The sequence below is a fragment of the Acetobacter estunensis genome, from assembly GCF_011516945.1.
Lineage (GTDB): Bacteria > Pseudomonadota > Alphaproteobacteria > Acetobacterales > Acetobacteraceae > Acetobacter > Acetobacter estunensis.
Genome location: NZ_WOTH01000003.1, coordinates 1 through 17,798, shown reverse-complemented (window position 1 = coordinate 17,798; position 17,798 = coordinate 1). Strand labels below are relative to the sequence as shown.

At 59.8% G+C, this 17,798-nt stretch carries 19 protein-coding genes and 1 tRNA gene; 6 read left to right on the top strand and 14 right to left on the bottom strand.

Annotation, left to right across the window (positions count from 1 at the left end; genetic code table 11):
- Positions 1-30 precede the first annotated feature (30 nt).
- From GOB87_RS02150 to GOB87_RS02130, 5 genes are all read left to right on the top strand, one after another.
- A complete protein-coding gene (locus GOB87_RS02150) occupies positions 31-1,095 on the top strand; it encodes an extracellular solute-binding protein (RefSeq protein WP_242006110.1) in 1,065 nt (354 codons plus the stop codon).
- A gap of 61 nt (positions 1,096-1,156) precedes the next feature.
- Positions 1,157-1,627, top strand: a complete 471-nt coding sequence (locus GOB87_RS02145) for a hypothetical protein (protein WP_166312909.1) — start codon at positions 1,157-1,159, stop codon at positions 1,625-1,627.
- A gap of 49 nt (positions 1,628-1,676) precedes the next feature.
- Positions 1,677-2,180, top strand: coding sequence for a YcgN family cysteine cluster protein (locus GOB87_RS02140; protein ID WP_166312908.1), 504 nt, complete (start codon positions 1,677-1,679; stop codon positions 2,178-2,180).
- Complete coding sequence (locus GOB87_RS02135) at positions 2,177-2,908, top strand: M48 family metallopeptidase (RefSeq protein WP_166312907.1); 732 nt, start codon at positions 2,177-2,179, stop codon at positions 2,906-2,908. Before GOB87_RS02140 ends, GOB87_RS02135 begins: the two co-directional genes overlap by 4 nt.
- Before the next feature lie 47 nt (positions 2,909-2,955).
- A tRNA-Leu gene (locus GOB87_RS02130) sits at positions 2,956-3,041 on the top strand.
- A 119-nt stretch (positions 3,042-3,160) separates the two neighbouring features.
- Here the strand turns inward: GOB87_RS02130 and GOB87_RS02125 are convergent.
- The 13 genes from GOB87_RS02125 to aat all read right to left on the bottom strand — a co-directional run bounded on the left by GOB87_RS02125 (position 3,161) and on the right by aat (position 16,162).
- Positions 3,161-4,624: a mannose-1-phosphate guanylyltransferase/mannose-6-phosphate isomerase gene (locus GOB87_RS02125; RefSeq protein ID WP_166312906.1), complete on the bottom strand. Its 1,464-nt coding sequence runs from the start codon at positions 4,622-4,624 to the stop codon at positions 3,161-3,163.
- A 654-nt stretch (positions 4,625-5,278) separates the two neighbouring features.
- Positions 5,279-5,581: an integration host factor subunit beta gene (locus GOB87_RS02120; RefSeq protein ID WP_166312905.1), complete on the bottom strand. Its 303-nt coding sequence runs from the start codon at positions 5,579-5,581 to the stop codon at positions 5,279-5,281.
- A 21-nt stretch (positions 5,582-5,602) separates the two neighbouring features.
- Positions 5,603-6,571 carry a signal peptide peptidase SppA gene (gene sppA / locus GOB87_RS02115; protein ID WP_166312904.1) on the bottom strand — a complete coding sequence of 323 codons (969 nt, stop codon included), beginning with the start codon at positions 6,569-6,571 and terminating at the stop codon, positions 5,603-5,605.
- Positions 6,572-6,684: 113 nt separating this feature from the next.
- Positions 6,685-7,149, bottom strand: a complete 465-nt coding sequence (locus GOB87_RS02110) for a MucR family transcriptional regulator (protein ID WP_166312903.1) — start codon at positions 7,147-7,149, stop codon at positions 6,685-6,687.
- A gap of 395 nt (positions 7,150-7,544) precedes the next feature.
- Complete coding sequence (locus GOB87_RS16935; protein WP_264806478.1) at positions 7,545-7,673, bottom strand: hypothetical protein; 129 nt, start codon at positions 7,671-7,673, stop codon at positions 7,545-7,547.
- A gap of 139 nt (positions 7,674-7,812) precedes the next feature.
- Positions 7,813-11,151: an efflux RND transporter permease subunit gene (locus GOB87_RS02105; protein WP_166312902.1), complete on the bottom strand. Its 3,339-nt coding sequence runs from the start codon at positions 11,149-11,151 to the stop codon at positions 7,813-7,815.
- 67 nt (positions 11,152-11,218) lie between these two features.
- Positions 11,219-12,592, bottom strand: coding sequence for a DUF2142 domain-containing protein (locus GOB87_RS02100; protein ID WP_166312901.1), 1,374 nt, complete (start codon positions 12,590-12,592; stop codon positions 11,219-11,221).
- Positions 12,589-12,933 (bottom strand): EamA family transporter, encoded by a 345-nt coding sequence (locus GOB87_RS02095; RefSeq protein WP_166312900.1) that lies wholly within the window; start codon positions 12,931-12,933, stop codon positions 12,589-12,591. The genes GOB87_RS02100 and GOB87_RS02095 overlap by 4 nt, the downstream gene beginning before the upstream one ends.
- On the bottom strand, positions 12,933-13,424 hold the full coding sequence (locus GOB87_RS16710) for a hypothetical protein (protein ID WP_242006109.1): 492 nt from the start codon (positions 13,422-13,424) through the stop codon (positions 12,933-12,935). The genes GOB87_RS02095 and GOB87_RS16710 overlap by 1 nt, the downstream gene beginning before the upstream one ends.
- Positions 13,393-13,968 (bottom strand): glycosyltransferase family 2 protein, encoded by a 576-nt coding sequence (locus GOB87_RS16705; protein WP_166312899.1) that lies wholly within the window; start codon positions 13,966-13,968, stop codon positions 13,393-13,395. The genes GOB87_RS16710 and GOB87_RS16705 overlap by 32 nt, the downstream gene beginning before the upstream one ends.
- A gap of 89 nt (positions 13,969-14,057) precedes the next feature.
- Positions 14,058-14,648, bottom strand: a complete 591-nt coding sequence (locus tag GOB87_RS02080; protein WP_166312898.1) for a hypothetical protein — start codon at positions 14,646-14,648, stop codon at positions 14,058-14,060.
- Complete coding sequence (locus tag GOB87_RS02075; RefSeq protein WP_194303172.1) at positions 14,645-15,415, bottom strand: hypothetical protein; 771 nt, start codon at positions 15,413-15,415, stop codon at positions 14,645-14,647. Before GOB87_RS02075 ends, GOB87_RS02080 begins: the two co-directional genes overlap by 4 nt.
- Positions 15,416-15,490: 75 nt before the next feature.
- Entirely contained in the window at positions 15,491-16,162 is a 672-nt protein-coding gene (gene aat / locus GOB87_RS02070) for a leucyl/phenylalanyl-tRNA--protein transferase (protein ID WP_166312897.1), read from the bottom strand.
- A 181-nt stretch (positions 16,163-16,343) separates the two neighbouring features.
- Between aat and GOB87_RS02065 the strand changes: the two genes are divergently transcribed.
- Complete coding sequence (locus GOB87_RS02065; protein WP_166312896.1) at positions 16,344-17,315, top strand: 2-hydroxyacid dehydrogenase; 972 nt, start codon at positions 16,344-16,346, stop codon at positions 17,313-17,315.
- Between the two features lie 139 nt (positions 17,316-17,454).
- On the opposite strand, the gene GOB87_RS02060 is transcribed toward GOB87_RS02065, so the two are convergent.
- A partial coding sequence (locus GOB87_RS02060; RefSeq protein WP_166312895.1) for a transposase occupies positions 17,455-17,798 on the bottom strand: 344 nt, incomplete at its 5' end.

Below are 17,798 nucleotides of genomic sequence, written 5' to 3'. Positions count from 1 at the left end.
TCTGTTTGTCATCAGACTCAGGATGGGAACTTGTCTCGACACGCTTCATCAGACCCGGCGCAGCCGGGCGGCAACAGACGACGTGCTGGGCGCAGGTTTCGCTTCACGGTTCGACTCGCAGCCTCTCTCGCAATTCCTCTTGCCGTCTTCGGACTGGGCGGACACGCGGCAGCCGGGATGCGCCGGTCGCATGCTGTCGTGGTGGCGTCTCAGCCGGGTGCTCTCGATGGGGTGCTGGCTGACGTGTTGTGGCACCCGTTCTACCGCCTGACTCATGAGACGATACGGATGACGACGTGGAACGATCAGCAGGATCTTTCCGCCGAACGCCGTGCCGACACGCCTCTCCAGACATGGTCTCTCGCCCTTGTCGAGGAAGACACCGCGCGGATTGGCTGCCGGGATGGCGTGTTCCGGCGCATGGACGAGGGCCATCTGGACGCCAAGGACGATCATGCCTGCGGCCTTCAGGCGTTCGATCTTGACCATGTACTCGTCTGGGACACGAAGCGACTGTCCATCCAGCCGAGTTGGACCGATTTCTGGGACGTCGCCCGTCATCCGGGCAAAAGAGGACTGCGGGCCGACCCTCGTGGCACGCTGGAGGTTGCCCTTCTGTCGGATGGCGTGCCGCCCAACGCCATCTACAGCCAACTCAGCACACCGCAGGGGCTCGACCGGGCCTTTCGTCGGCTGAGCCAGCTTCGTCCCTATATCGTGTGGTGGAACACACCTGCCGAAGCCATGCGCATCCTGACAACGGGTGCCGCCCTGATGGGAATGGCACCGACAACGGAGGTGCTGGCCGCCAACACTCTCGTAGGCGAGCGCTTTGGCATTCTGTGGGCACCGCGCCTGCGTATCCGCTACAACTGGGTGGAACCCGCGCATCCGGCACGAAACGTGGTGGATGCGGCCTCCCTTCGCACATGGATCATGGCGCCCGAGCAGACACAGGCGCTCAGCAAAGGGCTTGCCGAATCACAGGCTCCCACCACCGAAACCCGCCCGGCTCTTGCGCTGGATATCGCCTTCTGGACCAATCATCTGGACGAAATATCTCCCCGCTTCGCACAATGGCTGGCGCGTCGCTAGGATATACGGTTTTCTCCCTTAATTACCCGCGTCCTCGTTCACACTGGTCGGTTCCATCGTCTTGTCTTCCCTTCTCTCCGCTTCTCCTGACTTTCTCGTGGCGCATGCCGCACTCACATTTACCGCGACACTGGGCATGGGCGCCCTGTGTCTCCTGATGCCCAGAAGTCGCCTGTGGTTCTATATATTGCTCGCACTCTGGCTGCCGGGAACCGTTCTGGCTCTGTGGCTTCCCTCCCTGCTGTTCACCCCCACGCTTATGCCACGTGAGCCTATCCCTTCCCTTGTGTCCATCATTCAGGGGTTTCTGCTGTGCCCCACCTTTACTCTGCCAGTGCTGGGCACGCTTCTGGACGCCCCCTCCGAACTGGCACGCACGGCCTTTGAACTGGGGGCCGGTCGGACCCGCCGCGTGACGTTGCTGTGGCTGCCGCTGCTGCGCGGAGGCCTCGCACTCGGCATGTCTGCCAGTGTCGCCCTGTCGATCCTGATGGCGTTCGCGCTAGCCTGGCGGCTTCAACCCGCGCTGTAGCCGCAGGAACCTCTTTCAACCCCGGGCACCTTGCCGCTATCGTGTGGACATGATGTCTGACGCGCCTTTCTGGAAAACCACGCCCCTCGACGAGATGTCCCGCGAAGAATGGGAATCACTGTGCGACGGCTGCGGACGTTGCTGCCTGCACAAGCTGCGGGATGAGGATGACGACACCCTCTATTACACCAATGTCGCCTGTCGGCTGCTCGACACACAGACCTGCCGCTGCACCGATTACCCGCAGCGTCATCGCAAGGTGCAGGATTGCGTAACCCTTACCCCTGAAATGCTGCGCACCATCGACTGGCTCCCCCCCACCTGCGCCTACCGACGCCTTTCCGAAGGGCTGGATCTCCCCGCGTGGCACCCGTTGGTGACGGGACGCCCGGAAAGCGTGATGGAAGCGGGCGTGTCGGCCGGAGGTCGCTGCATCAGTGAGCGGCAGGCGGGAATACTGGAAGACTATATCGTCCGTTGGCCCGCGCTGGATCCCGCAGAAGAAAGCGAAGCGTCACGCAAGGTGGACGCCCGCGTCATGGGCGACACATGACGGCGACAGGCCGCCCCCCCTCCATTCCCTTTTCCGCGCTCCCCGACCATCTTCAGCTTCCTGATGTCCTCATCCCGCTTGAATGGCGCCGTTCCTCCCGGGCGCGGCGTCTTTCCATCCGTCTGTCACGCTCGTCCGACAGCGTCATCATCACCCTTCCTGCCACCACTCCCGCCGAAGCCGGTCTCAAGCTGTTGCGCACCCATACGGGATGGGTGGAAAAACAGTTGCAGCGCCGCCCCGCTCCCGTCCGGCTGGTGGATGGAGGATACGTTCCGCTCGACGGTCAACCGCACAGGATCAGGCATGTCCCGCAAAGCCGTGGAGGCGCGTGGCTGGCAGGCGAAGAACTGCATGTAAGCGGCGATGCGACTTTCCTTGCCCGCCGCGTGGGCGATTTCCTGCACGAACTTGGAAAAGAACGGCTGCGGATACGTCTGATGCAGCAGGTGACCCGCACCGATCTGCGCCCCACCCACATCGCTGTGCGTGACACCACCAGCCGCTGGGGAAGCTGCTCCGCCACGGGCCGCATTATGTTGTCCTGGCGACTGGTTATGGCGCCACTTGCCGTGCAGGACTACGTCATCCTGCACGAGCTTTGCCATCTTCGGCATCACAACCACGGAACGGCTTTCTGGAAAGAAGTGGAGCGCGTGTGCCCCGGCTATCGTACGGCCGAAGAATGGTTGTCGCAGCATGGTTCCGCCCTGATGCGCGCGGGATGAGATGACTTACGAGACAGAGCCGAACGTGCTAGAAGCGCGCCGGTTGTGCGAACTTGGCGGAATGGTAGACGCACGAGACTTAAAATCTCGAGTCCGTAAGGGCGTGCGGGTTCGAGTCCCGCAGTTCGCACCACAGCCATCCAAGAAAGCCTTAATCTTTATCAGCCTCAGACTTCCCCCATTATTTACTAAGCATCCTTCAGCGACGATTACGGAAAACTCTCACCACTCCCCGTAATCATCCAATACTCTTCAAGCCCGATTGTACGTATCTTCCAACCGCACAATATCGTCCTCGCCGAGATACGCACCCGTCTGCACCTCGATCAGGGTCAGCGGAATCTTGCCCGGATTTTCCATGCGGTGCACGCATCCTTGTGGCAGATAGATGCTCTCGTTCTCACGCACCAGAACTTTGTCGTCATCGCGCGTCACCAACGCAACGCCGCCAACCACCACCCAGTGCTCGGCCCGGTGAAAATGCTTCTGCAGGGACAGCTTCTGCCCCGGCTGCACGACAATCCGCTTGACCTGAAAGCGATCATTCTGAATCAGGCTTTCATAGAATCCCCACGGACGATAACAGCGGTTATGCGTCGCGGCCTCTGGTCGTTTGTGCGCCTTGAGGCGCTCCACCACTTTCTTGACGTCCTGCGCCCGATCACGATGCGTCACCAGCACAGCGTCATCGGTAGTGACAACCACCACGTCATCCAGACCCGCCACAGCCGTGAGATATTTCTCGGAGCGCACATAACTGTTGTGACAATCCTCGATCAGCACATCGCCAACCTCGACATTGCCCTCCCCATCCTTGGCGCTGATGTCCCACAAAGCGTCCCAGCTTCCCACATCCGACCATCCCAGATCGACCGGCACCACCACCACATTGTGGCTCCGTTCGGCTACCGCATAATCGATGGAAATATCGGGTACTTTGCGAAATTCTTCGCTACCCAAACGCTCAAAGAACAGATCGCTCTTGCGCGCAGTCACGGCGGCACGCACACTTTCGATCACATCCGGCGCATGCTCTTCCATCTCGCGGATCAACGTGTCCGCCCGGAACACGAACATCCCGGAGTTCCAGAGATAACCGCCCGTCTTGAGAAAATCCTCAGCCTGCTGCGCATCCGGTTTCTCTCGGAACGCCTTTACAGCACAGACACCCGCCACACCGGGAACCGTCGCACCTACCTCAATATAGCCATAACCCGTCTCGGGACGGGTCGGCTTCATGCCAAACGTGACGACCTTGCCAGCCTCGGCTCCCGCAACCGCTGCCTGCATGGCTTCGCCCAGCGCTTCCGGCTTCGTGATGGCCGCATCTGCCGCCATCAGCCAAAGAACGGCGGAAGGATCGGTCTGGGCGACAATGAGAGCCGCCGCCGCAATCGCAGGGGCGGAATTACGGCCTATCGGTTCAAGCAGAATCTTGGGGGAATCGATCCCCGCTTCGCGCAACTGTTCCGCAATGAGGAAACGATGCTCCTCGTTGCACACCACGATCGGAGCAGAGAGCGTAACCGTCTTGGCACGCACTGCCGTCTCCTGCAGGAGAGACTGGGCGCTCAGCAGAGGCCAGAGCTGCTTTGGGAAACTGGCCCGCGACATAGGCCAGAGCCGTGTGCCGGAGCCACCCGAAAGGATAACGGGTACGATTGTCGTTTTCGACGACTGTCCTGCCGACAGCCCTGACGCATTCTGATCCGTCATCTTGCCCCCTGCCTTCAATCGCTTTGCTGCCGGAAGCATCCCCAGCGATATCGATCAACATGTCACAGGAAAACCTTGGCCACGTTTTGCGGCCATCGGGTTCTGCCCTGCACTCTCAAGCGCTTATATCTCTACCGTAAGCGGAAAACCATCAAGCCGTAACAAGGGATCAGCCGCGTCGGCGCGCATGTTTACCGGGAATACAGCCATGATGACGATCCGTATAATAAATCGCCCGGCCCACCGGAGCCAACAATCGCCCACGCCGCCCAATATCCCGCAGCACATGACCATGCGTGGCAATGACCGCCCCGCCGGAAAGGCAGCCCCGCAAAGCGACATGATGACGCGCAGGGCGCTTTGTGACGTGATGAGATGAAGCTGACGCGTGATGTGTCACAGCCTCTGTCATCGCCCGCGCCTGAGACACAGGGCAGAGAGGCAACGCAACACACATCAGTACCGCCCCCTTCACGAGGACGGAGGCCACCCTTCGCCGTGGGGGAAGAAGCGGATAAGACTGTTCGGGAAATACACGAGCTCTGAACATGCCGCGACCTGTCCAAAAAGCCCGCGCATCAGGCCGGCAACGTTGCAGGAACCTCTATCATTGTAATGAGTTGCAACCACGCGCACAAGCACGAACGCTCGCAGTCAGGCGTCGTCATCCTGCGGAATGGTGCCGTTGACACGCTCACGCAGTTCTTTGCCAGCCTTGAAGAAAGGCACGACCTTTTCTTCCACAGCCACGGTTTCTCCCGTGCGCGGATTCCGGCCCGCACGCGCATCACGCTTCTTGACGGTAAACGCCCCGAATCCACGCAACTCCACCCTGTCACCCCGCGCAAGGGCCGACGTCAGTTCATCGAAGATCGTATGAACGATCAGTTCGACATCTCTGAGCAAGAGATGAGGATTCGCAGCGGCAATTTCCGCCACAAGTTCGGATCTGGTCATCGCGCCTCCCCATGGGCAGGGTCAAGGTTTCCAGATAGAGACCGCGCCGTCAATCGGAACCTGCAATTGTGGCGCAATTCCGGACACATCAAGGCCCAGCCATGACATCACAACATTCCCAAACCAGCCCAGAATATGATGGCGGACGACAAAACTCTTCGGAGCCTCGCCAATCCTAACAATTTTCGGACTGTCACCAAGGCCGACCTTCTTTCCCAGCCAGACCTGCGCATCCCGCGCACTTCCCACCTCATCGATCAATCCGGCCGCCAGCGCCTGTCGACCGGTGTAAGGGCGCCCATCGGCAAGCTGACGGACTTTCTCCACCGGCATATGGCGCCCGTTGACCACCATCGTCACGAACTGGTCGAACAGGTCATTCACCACGCCCTGAAGCATCACACGGCCTTCCGGCGTGACAGGTTTCGTAAGCGATGGCTGCCCCTTCAGCGGCCCCGACACCAGTTCCTGAACATTCACTCCCAAACGCCCGAGCAGGCCGGAGAACTCCGGAGCCTCCATCAACACACCGATGGAACCGGTCAACGTGCTGCGTTCAGCGAAAATGCGAGTGGCGGGCACCGCGATCATATAGCCCGCCGAAGCCCCCATACCGCCCATCGTCGCCACAACCGGCTTCGTCTGCGCGAAATGCTCAACGGCGTCGTGCAATTCCTCACCGCCCGTCACAGCGCCACCGGGGCTGTCGATAGCGAGGACAAGCCCCTTCACCGAAGAATCCCGGCTGGCCTGATCGAGAGCTTTCGTCCAACGGGAAACGTCTGAACCGATCATGCCGCGCACATCGACCCGAACCAGATGCGGTCCGACGATTTTTCCGGCGGACGACCATCCCTTTCCCGGTGGAACCGACGATGACGCCGCAAAGAGAACCGCCACCGCCACGGCAATCACAGCCCCGGCGCGCCAACGCCACAGCCGTCGCTTCAACAGCGCACGCCCCATTACGTCATCAGCATCCGGTTCCATGTCGCTCCCGCTTTTCATTCATATCTTTTCGGCACCCTGATTACACAAAAGGGTAAGGACGACCTGAATCATCCTTACCCCTCCGTTCACGGCACGGAAAAACAGACCGTGTATCAGGACTGAGCCTTGCGACCGCGACGACGACCGCTTTCCTCACCCTCAGCCGGGCTGCTGCTGGCGCTGATCTTGCGGCCAAGACCGATTTCGCGCGCCAGCGTGGAGCGACGCTCAGCGTAGTTGGGCGCCACCATCGGGTAATCGGTGGGAAGACCCCAACGCTCACGATACTGATCGGGCGTCATGCCATAAGCACTCTGGAGATGCCGCTTGAGCATCTTGAGCTTCTTTCCGTCTTCCAGACACACGATGTAATCAGGGAAAACCGAACGTTTGATCGGCACAGCCGGCTGCGGCTTCTCGGGCTCAGGCGCAACCTGTCCCGCACTTTCCAGCGCCGTGTAAACGTCACGGATCAGACTGGGAAGACTCTCGGGAGAAAGCGAATTGTTCGAGACCTGAGCCGAGACAATCTGGGCTGTCAGCTCAAGAAGCGGGGAAATGGGCTTGTTTTCAGACACGACAAACTCCGTTACACTTTGAGCGGATAGCAAAGTAACTGACGAAAACCTCTGCATCTTCCGCGATAGAGGATGGAATAAGTAATAATCACCTCCATCATCCGACGCAATGCCTTCCATCACTTTGCGGCCAATAATTCATCTTCACACTCTCATGAAATAATGCCCATAAAAGAAAAAAGAAGAGGTCTCATAAGCTGGATCTGTCACCCGACTGACAAGAATGTCGAATAAATCCCTCGCCCACGGCACCCTATGTTCTGAAAAACGAGACCAGCCAATAATTCACTATGCAAAAAGCCCATAAAAAAACGGCCGCCCTTGGGCGACCGTTCTTAAGTCATCCTCCAGCCCTTCAGAAGCGCTGCGGATGTCCGTGCTTCAGCACGTTCCGTTCAACGGAACTTCTTCCACAGGAAGCCGGCAATTCCGGCCACCACGATGAAGCCGAAAACTTTTTTAAACGAGCAGCAGCCCTTTTTCGGAGCGCAGTCGCCTGCACCCTTGCAGCAATCCTTGGCCATAGACCATGTCCTCATGTTCACGACGGATTTCCATATGGAAGGAGCACCATCCGCCATCAGCTCCCCACGACAGGCAACTTAACACGCCCGTCACCCAAGCAACACTACCACGTCATGTGGGTTTGGTAATGGAGCGCCTCTACCGACGCATTTCATCCGCAACCACCCCATCCGAGCGCCCCTTATGCGCCCCGGTGAACGTCTTTTTCACCCATCCAAGCCACCCCGCACTCCGCTGCCGCATGCTTTCCATGAACAAGTAGACAACCGGCGTGGAATAGAGTGTCAACAACTGACTCACGGCCAGACCGCCGACGACGGCAATCCCCAGAGGCCGCCGCAGTTCGGCGCCATAGCCATTACCGATCACCAGCGGCACCGCGCCCAAGGCCGCCGCAAGTGTCGTCATCAGGATCGGACGGAACCGGCGCAGACACGCCTCCCGGATCGCGGCCTCAGGCGTCATCCCGCCGTCCCGCTCCGCATGCAGCGCGAAGTCGATCAGCAGGATCGCGTTCTTCTTTACCAGCCCCACCAGCAGAATCACGCCAATCATCGCGATCAGCGAGAAAGGCTCGCCCGCCGCCCACAAGGCCAGCACGGCTCCCACTGCTGCCGAGGGCAACGTGGAAAGAATGGTCAGGGGATGGATCAGGCTTTCATAGAGAATGCCCAGCGTGACGTACATCGTCACCAAGGCCGCCATGAACACCAGCACTTCATTCATCAGCGCCTTGTTGAATTCCGCCGCGCGTCCGGTGAAGCCGCCCCGCACCGTATCCGGCATGTGGATTGCACGCTCTGCCCGTGCGATTTCGGCCTCTGCATCCGACAGCCCCTTGCCGTGTGGCAGATTGAAGGAAATGGAACCGGACACAGCGCCGCTCTCATGACTGACCTGTAACGGTGATGGACGATAAGTCAGATCAGCCACCGAAATGAGCGGCACCATCGTCTCGGTCGAAGACGACACAGCCGATCCGTTCGAAGCGCCCGCCCCACCCGCCAGACGGTTGGCGATCTGGTTACGGAAGGACTGACGGCTCAGGGCGGCTGTGCGTGAATCCTGCTGATCCGGCACCCGCACACGGATCGAGTTCGAGACCGTGCCGCCGCCCGCCGTGCCGCCCGCTGTGGACACCCAGAGCGAACGCAGCGTTTCAGGGTTTTCCCGAAACGCCTTCATCGCTTCCATCACCACGTAATAGGTTGTCAGCGGCGTGGAAATGTTCGACGCCGTGCGCTGGCCAAATGCATCGAGCAGGGCATTGCCGATCAGTTCCGGCGTGATGAGATACCGCGCCGCCGTGTCGCGGCGGATATCCACATGCAGAGCGCGCCCGTGATTACTGATGTCCGAACTCACGTCGGTCAGCATGGAATGCCCCCGCAGTTCCTCGGACAGACGGGGCACCCATGTCGCCAGCGCCTCTCCGTCCTCACTGCGGAAGACATAGGTGTAGTTGCCTTTCTTCTGGCGGCCGCCACCACCGTTCACATCACCCGAATTGGAGATCTGTGCATCCAGCCCCGCAATATGATCCACACGTCCCTGAATACGCTTTGCCACATCTTCCGGCGTATCGCGCCGGGCGTGCTTGTCCGTCAGCGTGGCAAAGGCGGACGCTTCATTAGCCGCATCATCCCCCGTGAATGCCACGACTGAAGTGACTTCGCGGTCCTTCATCATGGCCGCGATCACCGCCTGCGTCTTCTCCGATACGGTACGGAACGAGCTGGTCTGGTCCATGCTGAGATAGCCCGAGACCAGCGCAATATCCTCAGGCGGCAGGATCGTTTTCGACATCAGCATGATGCCAAGAACCGTCAGGCCCACACTGGCGGGAAGCGAGGTCAGCACCCACCAGCGATGCCGCAACGCATGATCGAGCGAACGAAGGTAGATCCTGACCGTACCGTCCAGCGCGGCCTCAATCAGATCAAAGGCCCGGTGCGCCAGACGGACCAGTCCATGTCCCTCGATGGATGAGTGTCCATGGTGCACTTCGAGAAACCGCGCGCACATCATGGGGGTGAGCGACAGGGAAAGGAAAAAGGAAATCGCCACCGCCGTGGTCAATGTCATGGCGAATTCGAAGAAAATTTTTCCCGGAATACCGGAAAGCAGAAGAAGCGGCAGAAACACGGCGATCAGTGAAATGGTAATGGAGAGCACCGTAAAGACGATCTCGCGCGATCCGACCAGCGCTGCCTCCAGTCGGCTCATGCCGCCTTCCATGTGCCGTGCAATGTTTTCCACCACTACGATGGCGTCATCGACCACGAAACCCGTGGCGATGGTCAACGCCATGAGCGAGAGCGTGTCGAGGGAAAAGCCGAGGAAATGCATCGTGGCCACAGTGCCTGCGAGCGAGACCGGCACCGTTACGGCAGGGATCAACGTGGAGCGCCACGAACGCAGAAACGCCAGCACCACGATCACAACCAGCACGACCGAGATGATCAGGGTCAGTTCCGTATCCCAGAGGGCCGCGCGGATGGAACGCGACATGTCATCGGCCAGAGTCAGCTTCACATCCGCAGGCAAGACCTGTTGCAGACGCTTCTCATGGTCACGAATGGCATCTGTCAACGCAATGACATTCGCCCCCGGCTGCGGTCGGATGATGGACACAACCGCGGGATGTCCGTCGAACCACGCGGCTTCGCGCTCGTCCTGCGGTCCGTTTTCCACCTGCGCCACATCGGTCAACCGCACGGGCCGCCCGCTGCGATATCCCACCACCAGATCGCGATATTGCTCGGCCTTGCGGGCTTGATCGTTGGTGGCCAGCATCAGGCGCTGCCCAGCTATATCAAGGCTGCCTTTAGGTGTGTTGGCATTGGCCGAAGCCAGTGCCGAGCGGATATCCTCAAAACCGATGCCGTAATGGAACAGGAGATAAGGGTTCATCTCCACCCGTACAGCCGGTTTGGCCGCGCCCTCCGGCTGTACCCACCCCACTCCCGAAATCCCGGCGAGTTGCGACACCAGCCGCGTCTCCGCGAAATCGCGCAGTTCGGTCAGTGGGCGCGTGTCGGACGTCAACACCGCGATCATCACGGGATTGTCGGACGGATTGGCCTTGTAATATTGCGGGTTCTCAATGAGCGTGTGCGGCATGTCCTGCCGCGCGGCCTGCAACGCCGCCTGCACGTCTCGCGCCGCTCCATTGATGTCGCGCGCGTCATCGAAGAACAGCAGAATGAAAGAAGAGCGGTCCGTGGTGTCGGATGTCATCTGCGTGACACCCGCAATCGCCCCGAGCCTGCGCTCCAGCGGCGTGGTGACGGCGCTGGCCATCTGCTGCGGCGAACTGCCCTGCTGCGATGCGATCACATAGATCACCGGTACCGAAATGTCAGGCAGATCCGCAACCGGCATGACGCGCCACGACAGCAGGCCCGCGAACACCATGGCGAGCGCGATGAGGGTCGTGGCGACGGGACGGAAGATGAAGAGACGGGAAGGGTTCACTGTCTTTCTTCTCCTTCCCGTTTTCCTGAATCACACCCTCTCATACCCTTCTGTTCTTTGTTACCGATCAAGGCGCGATATAATACCGGAACAAGATTGTGGGGAGCATTTGATGTACCGAAAACAGCAGGATCGCTATTGCGGGCAGCATCCCCCCGATTACATGCCCCTTCTTTTCCGTATCCGTCAGAGCATAAGCCAGAAAAAGCGCTGGAATCAGAAGATACCGTCCCTGTACACCAACAATGATCGGGGAACCCGCAGGCGTCCATGACAACAGAAGGGCGAGAAAAGTCAGTATCAAGGCACCGACCATCATGATCACCAGCACTCCTTGCTCCATGATCCTTTGCCGCAGGAATTTCCGTGGCAGTGCAAGCGCAAAGGCCACCACAAGCAGGATACCCAACACCTTGTAAGCATGTGCTGACAACGGCGTATCCAGCCACCCGAGATCTCCCACAAAAGAAACGAAATAGAAGTTGCGGGTACTGGAATCGCACAATGTCCGGATCACATAACCGGCGACAACACCGGGATGCAGAACATAGTTGAGCAACCGATGATCCGTGGAAATATGGCCATAGGTTTCAGAATAGGCCGTCGTCTTCATGGCGACCATCGTCCAGGCGACCGACAGGATCGTCACAATTACGGCGGCAGATAGCAGGTTGCGACGCCGAAGTGAAAACCATGCGACAAAAGGCAGAAGGAGCATCGGCAGAGCATGAGTGCGGCACGTACACACCAACACGATACTGACGCACATGATCCAGAAAAGCCGAAGAGACGCAGCCTCCTTTTCCCGCATAATCCGCATGAAAGCTGACAGTGCCAGAAGAGTCACAGCAGTGGCCATGCCGTCCAGGCTGGCGGATGAAGACTGAAACAATGTCATGGGCATGGCCAGCAGCGCGAGAACAAGGCCGTTCGGCGTGTAAAGCGCAAAAGCTGACAGTGTAATCAGGATAACTGAAACCGTGGCCAGTCCACGCGCCAGTCGGTACGATTTGTCGATCGAAAGATCAAGGGTACGTCCTGTCCATAAGCCCACCGCTTGCGGCAGGTAGATCAATGGAAAGTAATAGCCAGTCCCGGCGGCAACACTGAAAACATTCTGGTGCGACCAGCGAAAACTCTCAAAAGTAGCAATATCACGCTGCGTCAGTCGTAAATCCGGCCGCTGATTCCATTGCTTGGAAAAGACCATATAATCCGAAAGTCCGCTGTCGATCGGGCCGCCTGAAAGATTGCCCTGCGGATGTTCCAGCAAAATGACTCCCTGCGTCAGAAACCACGCCCGTTTCACATGCTCAGGCTCATCGGGGGACTGCATGGGAGGCAGGATTTCCGTGAGCACGAAACAGAAAAAACCGAGAAAGACATAAAAAAGGAGTGTAAAGCGTCGCGCTTCCGGCATCCTCCAATCCTCTGCCGTCACGCTTTTCCTCCTAAAGAGACTACAATCCCTGCGATAATCAGCCCGACACCCAGCATGTATTGCCGGTTAAAGCTTTCGTGCAGAAAGAAATGACTCAGAACAGGCACAATGACGAAAGCCAGCGCCATGAAGGGGTAAACGCGCCCCAACTCCGCGCGCTGTAACACCCAGACCCAGCCAATAGTGGTGATGCCATAGAGCGCGAGCGCCGCCGTCAGAACCGCCAGACTTGGCACATCGAATACTGTGCCGGCTTTTTTCAGACCTGAAGCACTGATCTTGAAAAGGATCTGTCCTATCGCGATGCCGCATACGCACAGAATGGACCAGAAAATATCCATCAGACGTTGCTCATTTTGCGGCTCGCGTTGACACCGCAAGCATCCAGAACCCGCCATAACGGCAGGCCAGTGCGCTTTCCCGGCTCCGAGAGGATGTCATAGGAAAGAAACGCCAGAATGAACTGCGTCCCGAGAATGATCGGCAATCCTGCCAGCATCACTGTTCCCGCTGACGCATACACGCCCGCCTGAAGACTGTGCAGCCAGTGAATGCCACCAATGATCGTCCCTCCCAGAACCAGCAAAACGCCCAGCGGCAGTTCCAAGGACGCCAGCGACATATCGCGCAAATAATAGCTGTAGAAGAGACGCTTGCAGAAATTGACCAGATGCTTGCGCAGAAACTCGGGCGCTACCTTGCCAATCTTGAGATTGCTCACCTCGTCTCCATATTGCGCCGCCATCGGCACATCCAGCACGGTCGCCTTGAGAATATTGAGTCGGAACAGCATGTCGGTTTCAAAGAAATAACGACGACTGATGCGCTCCATGGGTAAAACTGATGCGCTCCATGGGTAAAAGAGCAGCCACGTCGCGATGAATGGCCGTGTACCCATTCGTGGGATCGAACAGGCTCCAGTAACCGGAGGAAATCTTGGTCATGAAGGAAAGGACCGCGTTCCCGAAAAGCCGCATCCCCGGCATGGATGATAGCCCCTCCAAATTGAAGAACCGATTGCCTTTTGTGTAATCGGCATGTCCCGTGAGGATCGGAGCCACAAACTCCGGCACGAGAGCAGGGTCCATCTGACCGTCGCCGTCGATCTTCACAATGACATCCACATCGTCGCGGATCGCGGCGCGGTAGCCTGTCATTACCGCTCCGCCAACCCCTTGATTGTGCTCATGCCGCACCACCGTCACACGGGCATCGGTGCAGGAGCGCTCCACCAGATCACCGGAACGATCCGGACAGCAATCATCCACCACGTAAATTTTCTGCACTTCCGGGCCAATACGGGAGATGACATCCAGAATGTGAGCGGTGACCTTGTAGGAAGGAATCACCACTCCCACAGACATCGTTTCAGTCATCTCTTCCGCTGTCTCCCTGTCGTGCGCTCCTGTAACCGTGACCTATGGCAATGTGAAGCCCGAACATCACCGACGCTCCACCCCTCGGCTCACCGGGCGGGCGCCGTCTCGGAATAATCCTGCGGCACCACGAACAGCGCGTCGGGCTGCGGCACACGTTCAACCGACACCGCCTGCACCATGGTGCGACCACCCTGCACCATCCTCACCAGAATGCCGTCCGCCGTGTAGCACGCATCTCCGGGACGGCCGTCCTGATCCACAGTGCGCCAGACCGTACAGAACTGGCCTGCCACCGTGTCCGTGCCCATTCTCGCGAACGACCCGGCAGCCACCTGTCCCGGCAGAGTCAGGGCCGTTCCGGGCGCGGGCATGGTGCTGCGGCGATGGGAGAGCGTGTCCACCACCGTCAGCGTGCGGTCCTTCCACGATGTAATCATATACACCGCCGATCCGGCCGGATCGATCCGTTGACGCAACGTCGCGACCTGCCAATGCATGTCCTGACGGACAGGCGCGCCTCCTTCCGGAGAGGCCAGTTCATACGTCACCGCGACATCAACCGACGGCGTGACATAGGGGCCCGTGGTCTTATCCGCCTGCGCCGCAAGAGGGGCCATCAGGCCCAGCGCCAGTATCCCACTATTACGCAGGAAATGACGTCTTTCCCTTCCCATCATGGTGCGGAAGATGCCCCCGGCGAGCCGACATCGGCCTCCGATTCCTTGGGCAGATCCGATGTATCGGGAGCCGTTTCATGCGGCGTCTGGATCAACGGTTCCTCGCCCTTTGCCGGAGAAGACGGTGTCGCAATCTTCGGCGTAGCCGGAGCCGCCGTGCCTCCGGCTTTGGCCGAGCGTTGCGTCACGTCCTGATACCCCGCAGGCGGCTCGAACTCGGATGCGGCGATGGGGTGATAATCGACCGTAACCGCAGAAAGCTTACCCTTCGCGCCATCGGCATCCACGCCATCCTCAGCCAGCACCAGCCCGTCCGCCGTGACACATGCCGTCGCCTGTCCGTGCGCGGTCGTCACATCCCACAACGTACAGCTCACACCGGCAATGTTACGCTCTCCCTTGCGCTGGAATTGCATGGAGACATCGAGGAGGAACGGATTGCGTACGGTTCCCCGCCGCACCAGATGACTGTACACATGCTGCCGGTGCAAAACGATGGTGACAGCCTGATTGGTGCGATCGAGAATGGTGGACGCCGCGCCATCGGGCGAGTCCACCCGCATGCGCGCCCCCTCCGTCGTGAACCATACCTTCACGCGCTGGCTTTCAGGCGCCCCATCCGGCTGGACATCGTACGTCACGACCGCATCGCGCAGAGGCATCAGCGGCGGATGTTCGGACGCGGCAAGTGCGCTTCCCGATACTGACAGGGAAGCCAGCAGCGTTGCAGCGGCAAGCCCGCGCCTCCACGAAACGGTTGCGATCATTGGCGACGTCCTTTCCAGCCGGGCAGCACAAGCATGTGCTCACGAAAACGAAACCACCCCATAACACCCGCGCCGTCAACAGCCCCTTGACGCCGTTTCCTCCCGCATGCGCCGAATTTCGTCACGGAGTTCCGCCTCCATAATCCCCCTCCACCGCGGATCGACGCGAACAGCACGCGCCAGCGCCTCCTTGTAGCGAAAGGCCGGGATCTCGATCCCCCCGAACTGCGCCAGATGCGCCGTGCCGAACTGCGTGTCCAACAGTTCGAACCCGCACAGACGCAGACGCGCCACGAGATGCACCAGCGCCACCTTGGAGGCGTCCGTCGCCCGGCTGAACATGCTTTCACCGAAAAAGGCCGCCCCCAGCGCCACTCCATACAGGCCACCCACCATGCGCCCTTCACTCCACGCCTCGACGCTGTGCGCGAAGCCTTCCCGATGCAGGGCACAGAACAGACGCACGATGGTCTCGCTGATCCATGTCGTCTCCCGCCCCGGTGCCGGGGCTGCGCAGGCCCGCATCGTGCCTTCGAAATCACGGTCCACGACAACCTCGAACCGGTCACTCAGCGCCGTGCGGGTCAACCGTTTCGACAGATGGAAACGATGCAGCGGCATGACACCGCGTGGATCCGGGTCATACCAGTCCAACTGGTCGGGATGATCATCGCTCGCCATTGGGAAAAGACCGATGGAATAGGCCCGTAACATCAACTCCGGCGTCAGTTCGATTTCCCCGCTCATCTCACGCCCATCTGTTCTGCTCTTCGTCGCCCCATCATACGCGCCGCAGCCAGCCCTGCGAACACATGTCGCAACCTCTTCCCCGATCGGCTGTTTCCCTTTTACGTGAAAGTCACCCGCTTGCATGCAGCGCCGACCGCCCCGCATCATCGGGGCACGCGCCCCCATTCAGGAGATCAACATGGCCGCCCGCCCTCACATCGTTCGCAGTGTCCGACTCCCAGAGGCGGTCGAGGCCCGTATCGCAGCAGAATTCGACGCTCCGCCACCGCCAGACAAGCCGCTGGACACCGATACCCTCTTCCGTCTCGCGGAAAAGACACACGCCGAGGCCATGCTGGTGACGCACCACGCCGCCATCAACGCCGAAGCGGCACAGCGCATACCTTCCACGGTCAAGCTGGTGGCCACTGTCAGCGTCGGTCTCGATCATCTCGATGTCGCCGCCATCACCGCGCGCGGCATTGCGGTGAGCAATACCCCCGACGTGCTGACGGACTGCAATGCCGACCTCGCCATGCTGCTGATCCTTGCCACCTCCCGCCGGGCCGCCGAATACACAGCACTCGTGCGCGCCGGCTGGGGACGCGATCTGGGCATGGACGAGATGCTCGGCCAGCGCGTGAGCGGCAAAACGCTGGGTATCGTGGGTATGGGACGCATCGGTCAGGCCGTTGCGCGACGGGCACGCGGCTTTGGCACGACGGTGCTCTACAACAATCGTCGCCGCCTCTCACCCGAGAAGGAAGAAGGCGCGACATGGGTGGAGCATCTCGATGACATGCTGCCACGGTGTCAGATCATCAGCCTTCACCTGCCCGGCAGCGATGACACGGACGGCATGGTCGATGCGGCCTTTCTGGCGAAACTTCCCAAAGGTGCGATTTTCGTCAACGCTGCCCGCGGGCGGCTGGTGAATGAGGACGCGCTGATCGACGCCCTGCGCAGCGGGCATCTTGCGGGTGCCGGGCTGGATGTCTGCCGCAACGAACCCCACCCCGATCCACGTCTTCTGGAATTGCCCAACCTGTTCATGACACCACATGTGGGCAGCGCCACAGTGGAGACCCGCACCGATATGGGGATGCTCGCGCTCGATAACGTGGCGGCCGTGGCGGCAGGCAAACCGCCGGTCACCCCTGTCACGGCCTGACGGCATCAGCCCCGGCTCTTCACATCGGAGCCGGGGCTATAGAAACACAGCCGTCTGTTCAGGCCGCGTTGCTGGGACGTTCCTCATCGAAGAACCCATCCACGCAATACGGTCCCGCCGCATGAACGTGTAGGGCCTGTTAGGGCTTGATCCAGTCTGCTGCGGCAGCGATGTGGATGACCGCGAGGAACGACGTTGCTGTTTTTTCATATCTGGTTGCGACAGCGCGCCACTCCTTGAGGCGAGCCCAGAGGTTCTCAACGAGATGCCGACACCGATAGGCCCATTTGGGGCAGGCGACCGGGCCATCGCGTCGTTTCGCGGGAATGGCTGGCCGTGCTCCCATGTCCCATATCCGTTCACGCATGGCGTTCGACGCGTAGCCCTTGTCCGCTACTACCCACAGGGGAGTGGCGGGAAGGCTGTCGAGCATGGCTGGTGCCAGAGGCAGTTCATGAGCCTGTCCAGGGGCCAGCGCAAAAC

Bases quoted from the DNA above. Each gene is read 5' to 3' on its own strand.
- GOB87_RS02140 (WP_166312908.1), top strand. From the start codon at position 1,677: ATGATGTCTGACGCGCCTTTCTGGAAAACCACGCCCCTCGACGAGATG.
- GOB87_RS02075 (WP_194303172.1), bottom strand. From the start codon at position 15,415: ATGATCGCAACCGTTTCGTGGAGGCGCGGGCTTGCCGCTGCAACGCTG.
- sppA (WP_166312904.1), bottom strand. From the start codon at position 6,571: ATGGAACCGGATGCTGATGACGTAATGGGGCGTGCGCTGTTGAAGCGA.
- GOB87_RS16935 (WP_264806478.1), bottom strand. From the start codon at position 7,673: ATGGCCAAGGATTGCTGCAAGGGTGCAGGCGACTGCGCTCCGAAAAAG.
- GOB87_RS02125 (WP_166312906.1), bottom strand. From the start codon at position 4,624: ATGACGGATCAGAATGCGTCAGGGCTGTCGGCAGGACAGTCGTCGAAA.
- GOB87_RS16710 (WP_242006109.1), bottom strand. From the start codon at position 13,424: ATGGAGCGCATCAGTCGTCGTTATTTCTTTGAAACCGACATGCTGTTC.
- GOB87_RS02135 (WP_166312907.1), top strand. From the start codon at position 2,177: ATGACGGCGACAGGCCGCCCCCCCTCCATTCCCTTTTCCGCGCTCCCC.
- GOB87_RS02080 (WP_166312898.1), bottom strand. From the start codon at position 14,648: ATGATGGGAAGGGAAAGACGTCATTTCCTGCGTAATAGTGGGATACTG.
- GOB87_RS02120 (WP_166312905.1), bottom strand. From the start codon at position 5,581: ATGACCAGATCCGAACTTGTGGCGGAAATTGCCGCTGCGAATCCTCAT.
- GOB87_RS16705 (WP_166312899.1), bottom strand. From the start codon at position 13,968: ATGACTGAAACGATGTCTGTGGGAGTGGTGATTCCTTCCTACAAGGTC.
- GOB87_RS02065 (WP_166312896.1), top strand. From the start codon at position 16,344: ATGGCCGCCCGCCCTCACATCGTTCGCAGTGTCCGACTCCCAGAGGCG.
- aat (WP_166312897.1), bottom strand. From the start codon at position 16,162: ATGAGCGGGGAAATCGAACTGACGCCGGAGTTGATGTTACGGGCCTAT.
- GOB87_RS02095 (WP_166312900.1), bottom strand. From the start codon at position 12,933: ATGGATATTTTCTGGTCCATTCTGTGCGTATGCGGCATCGCGATAGGA.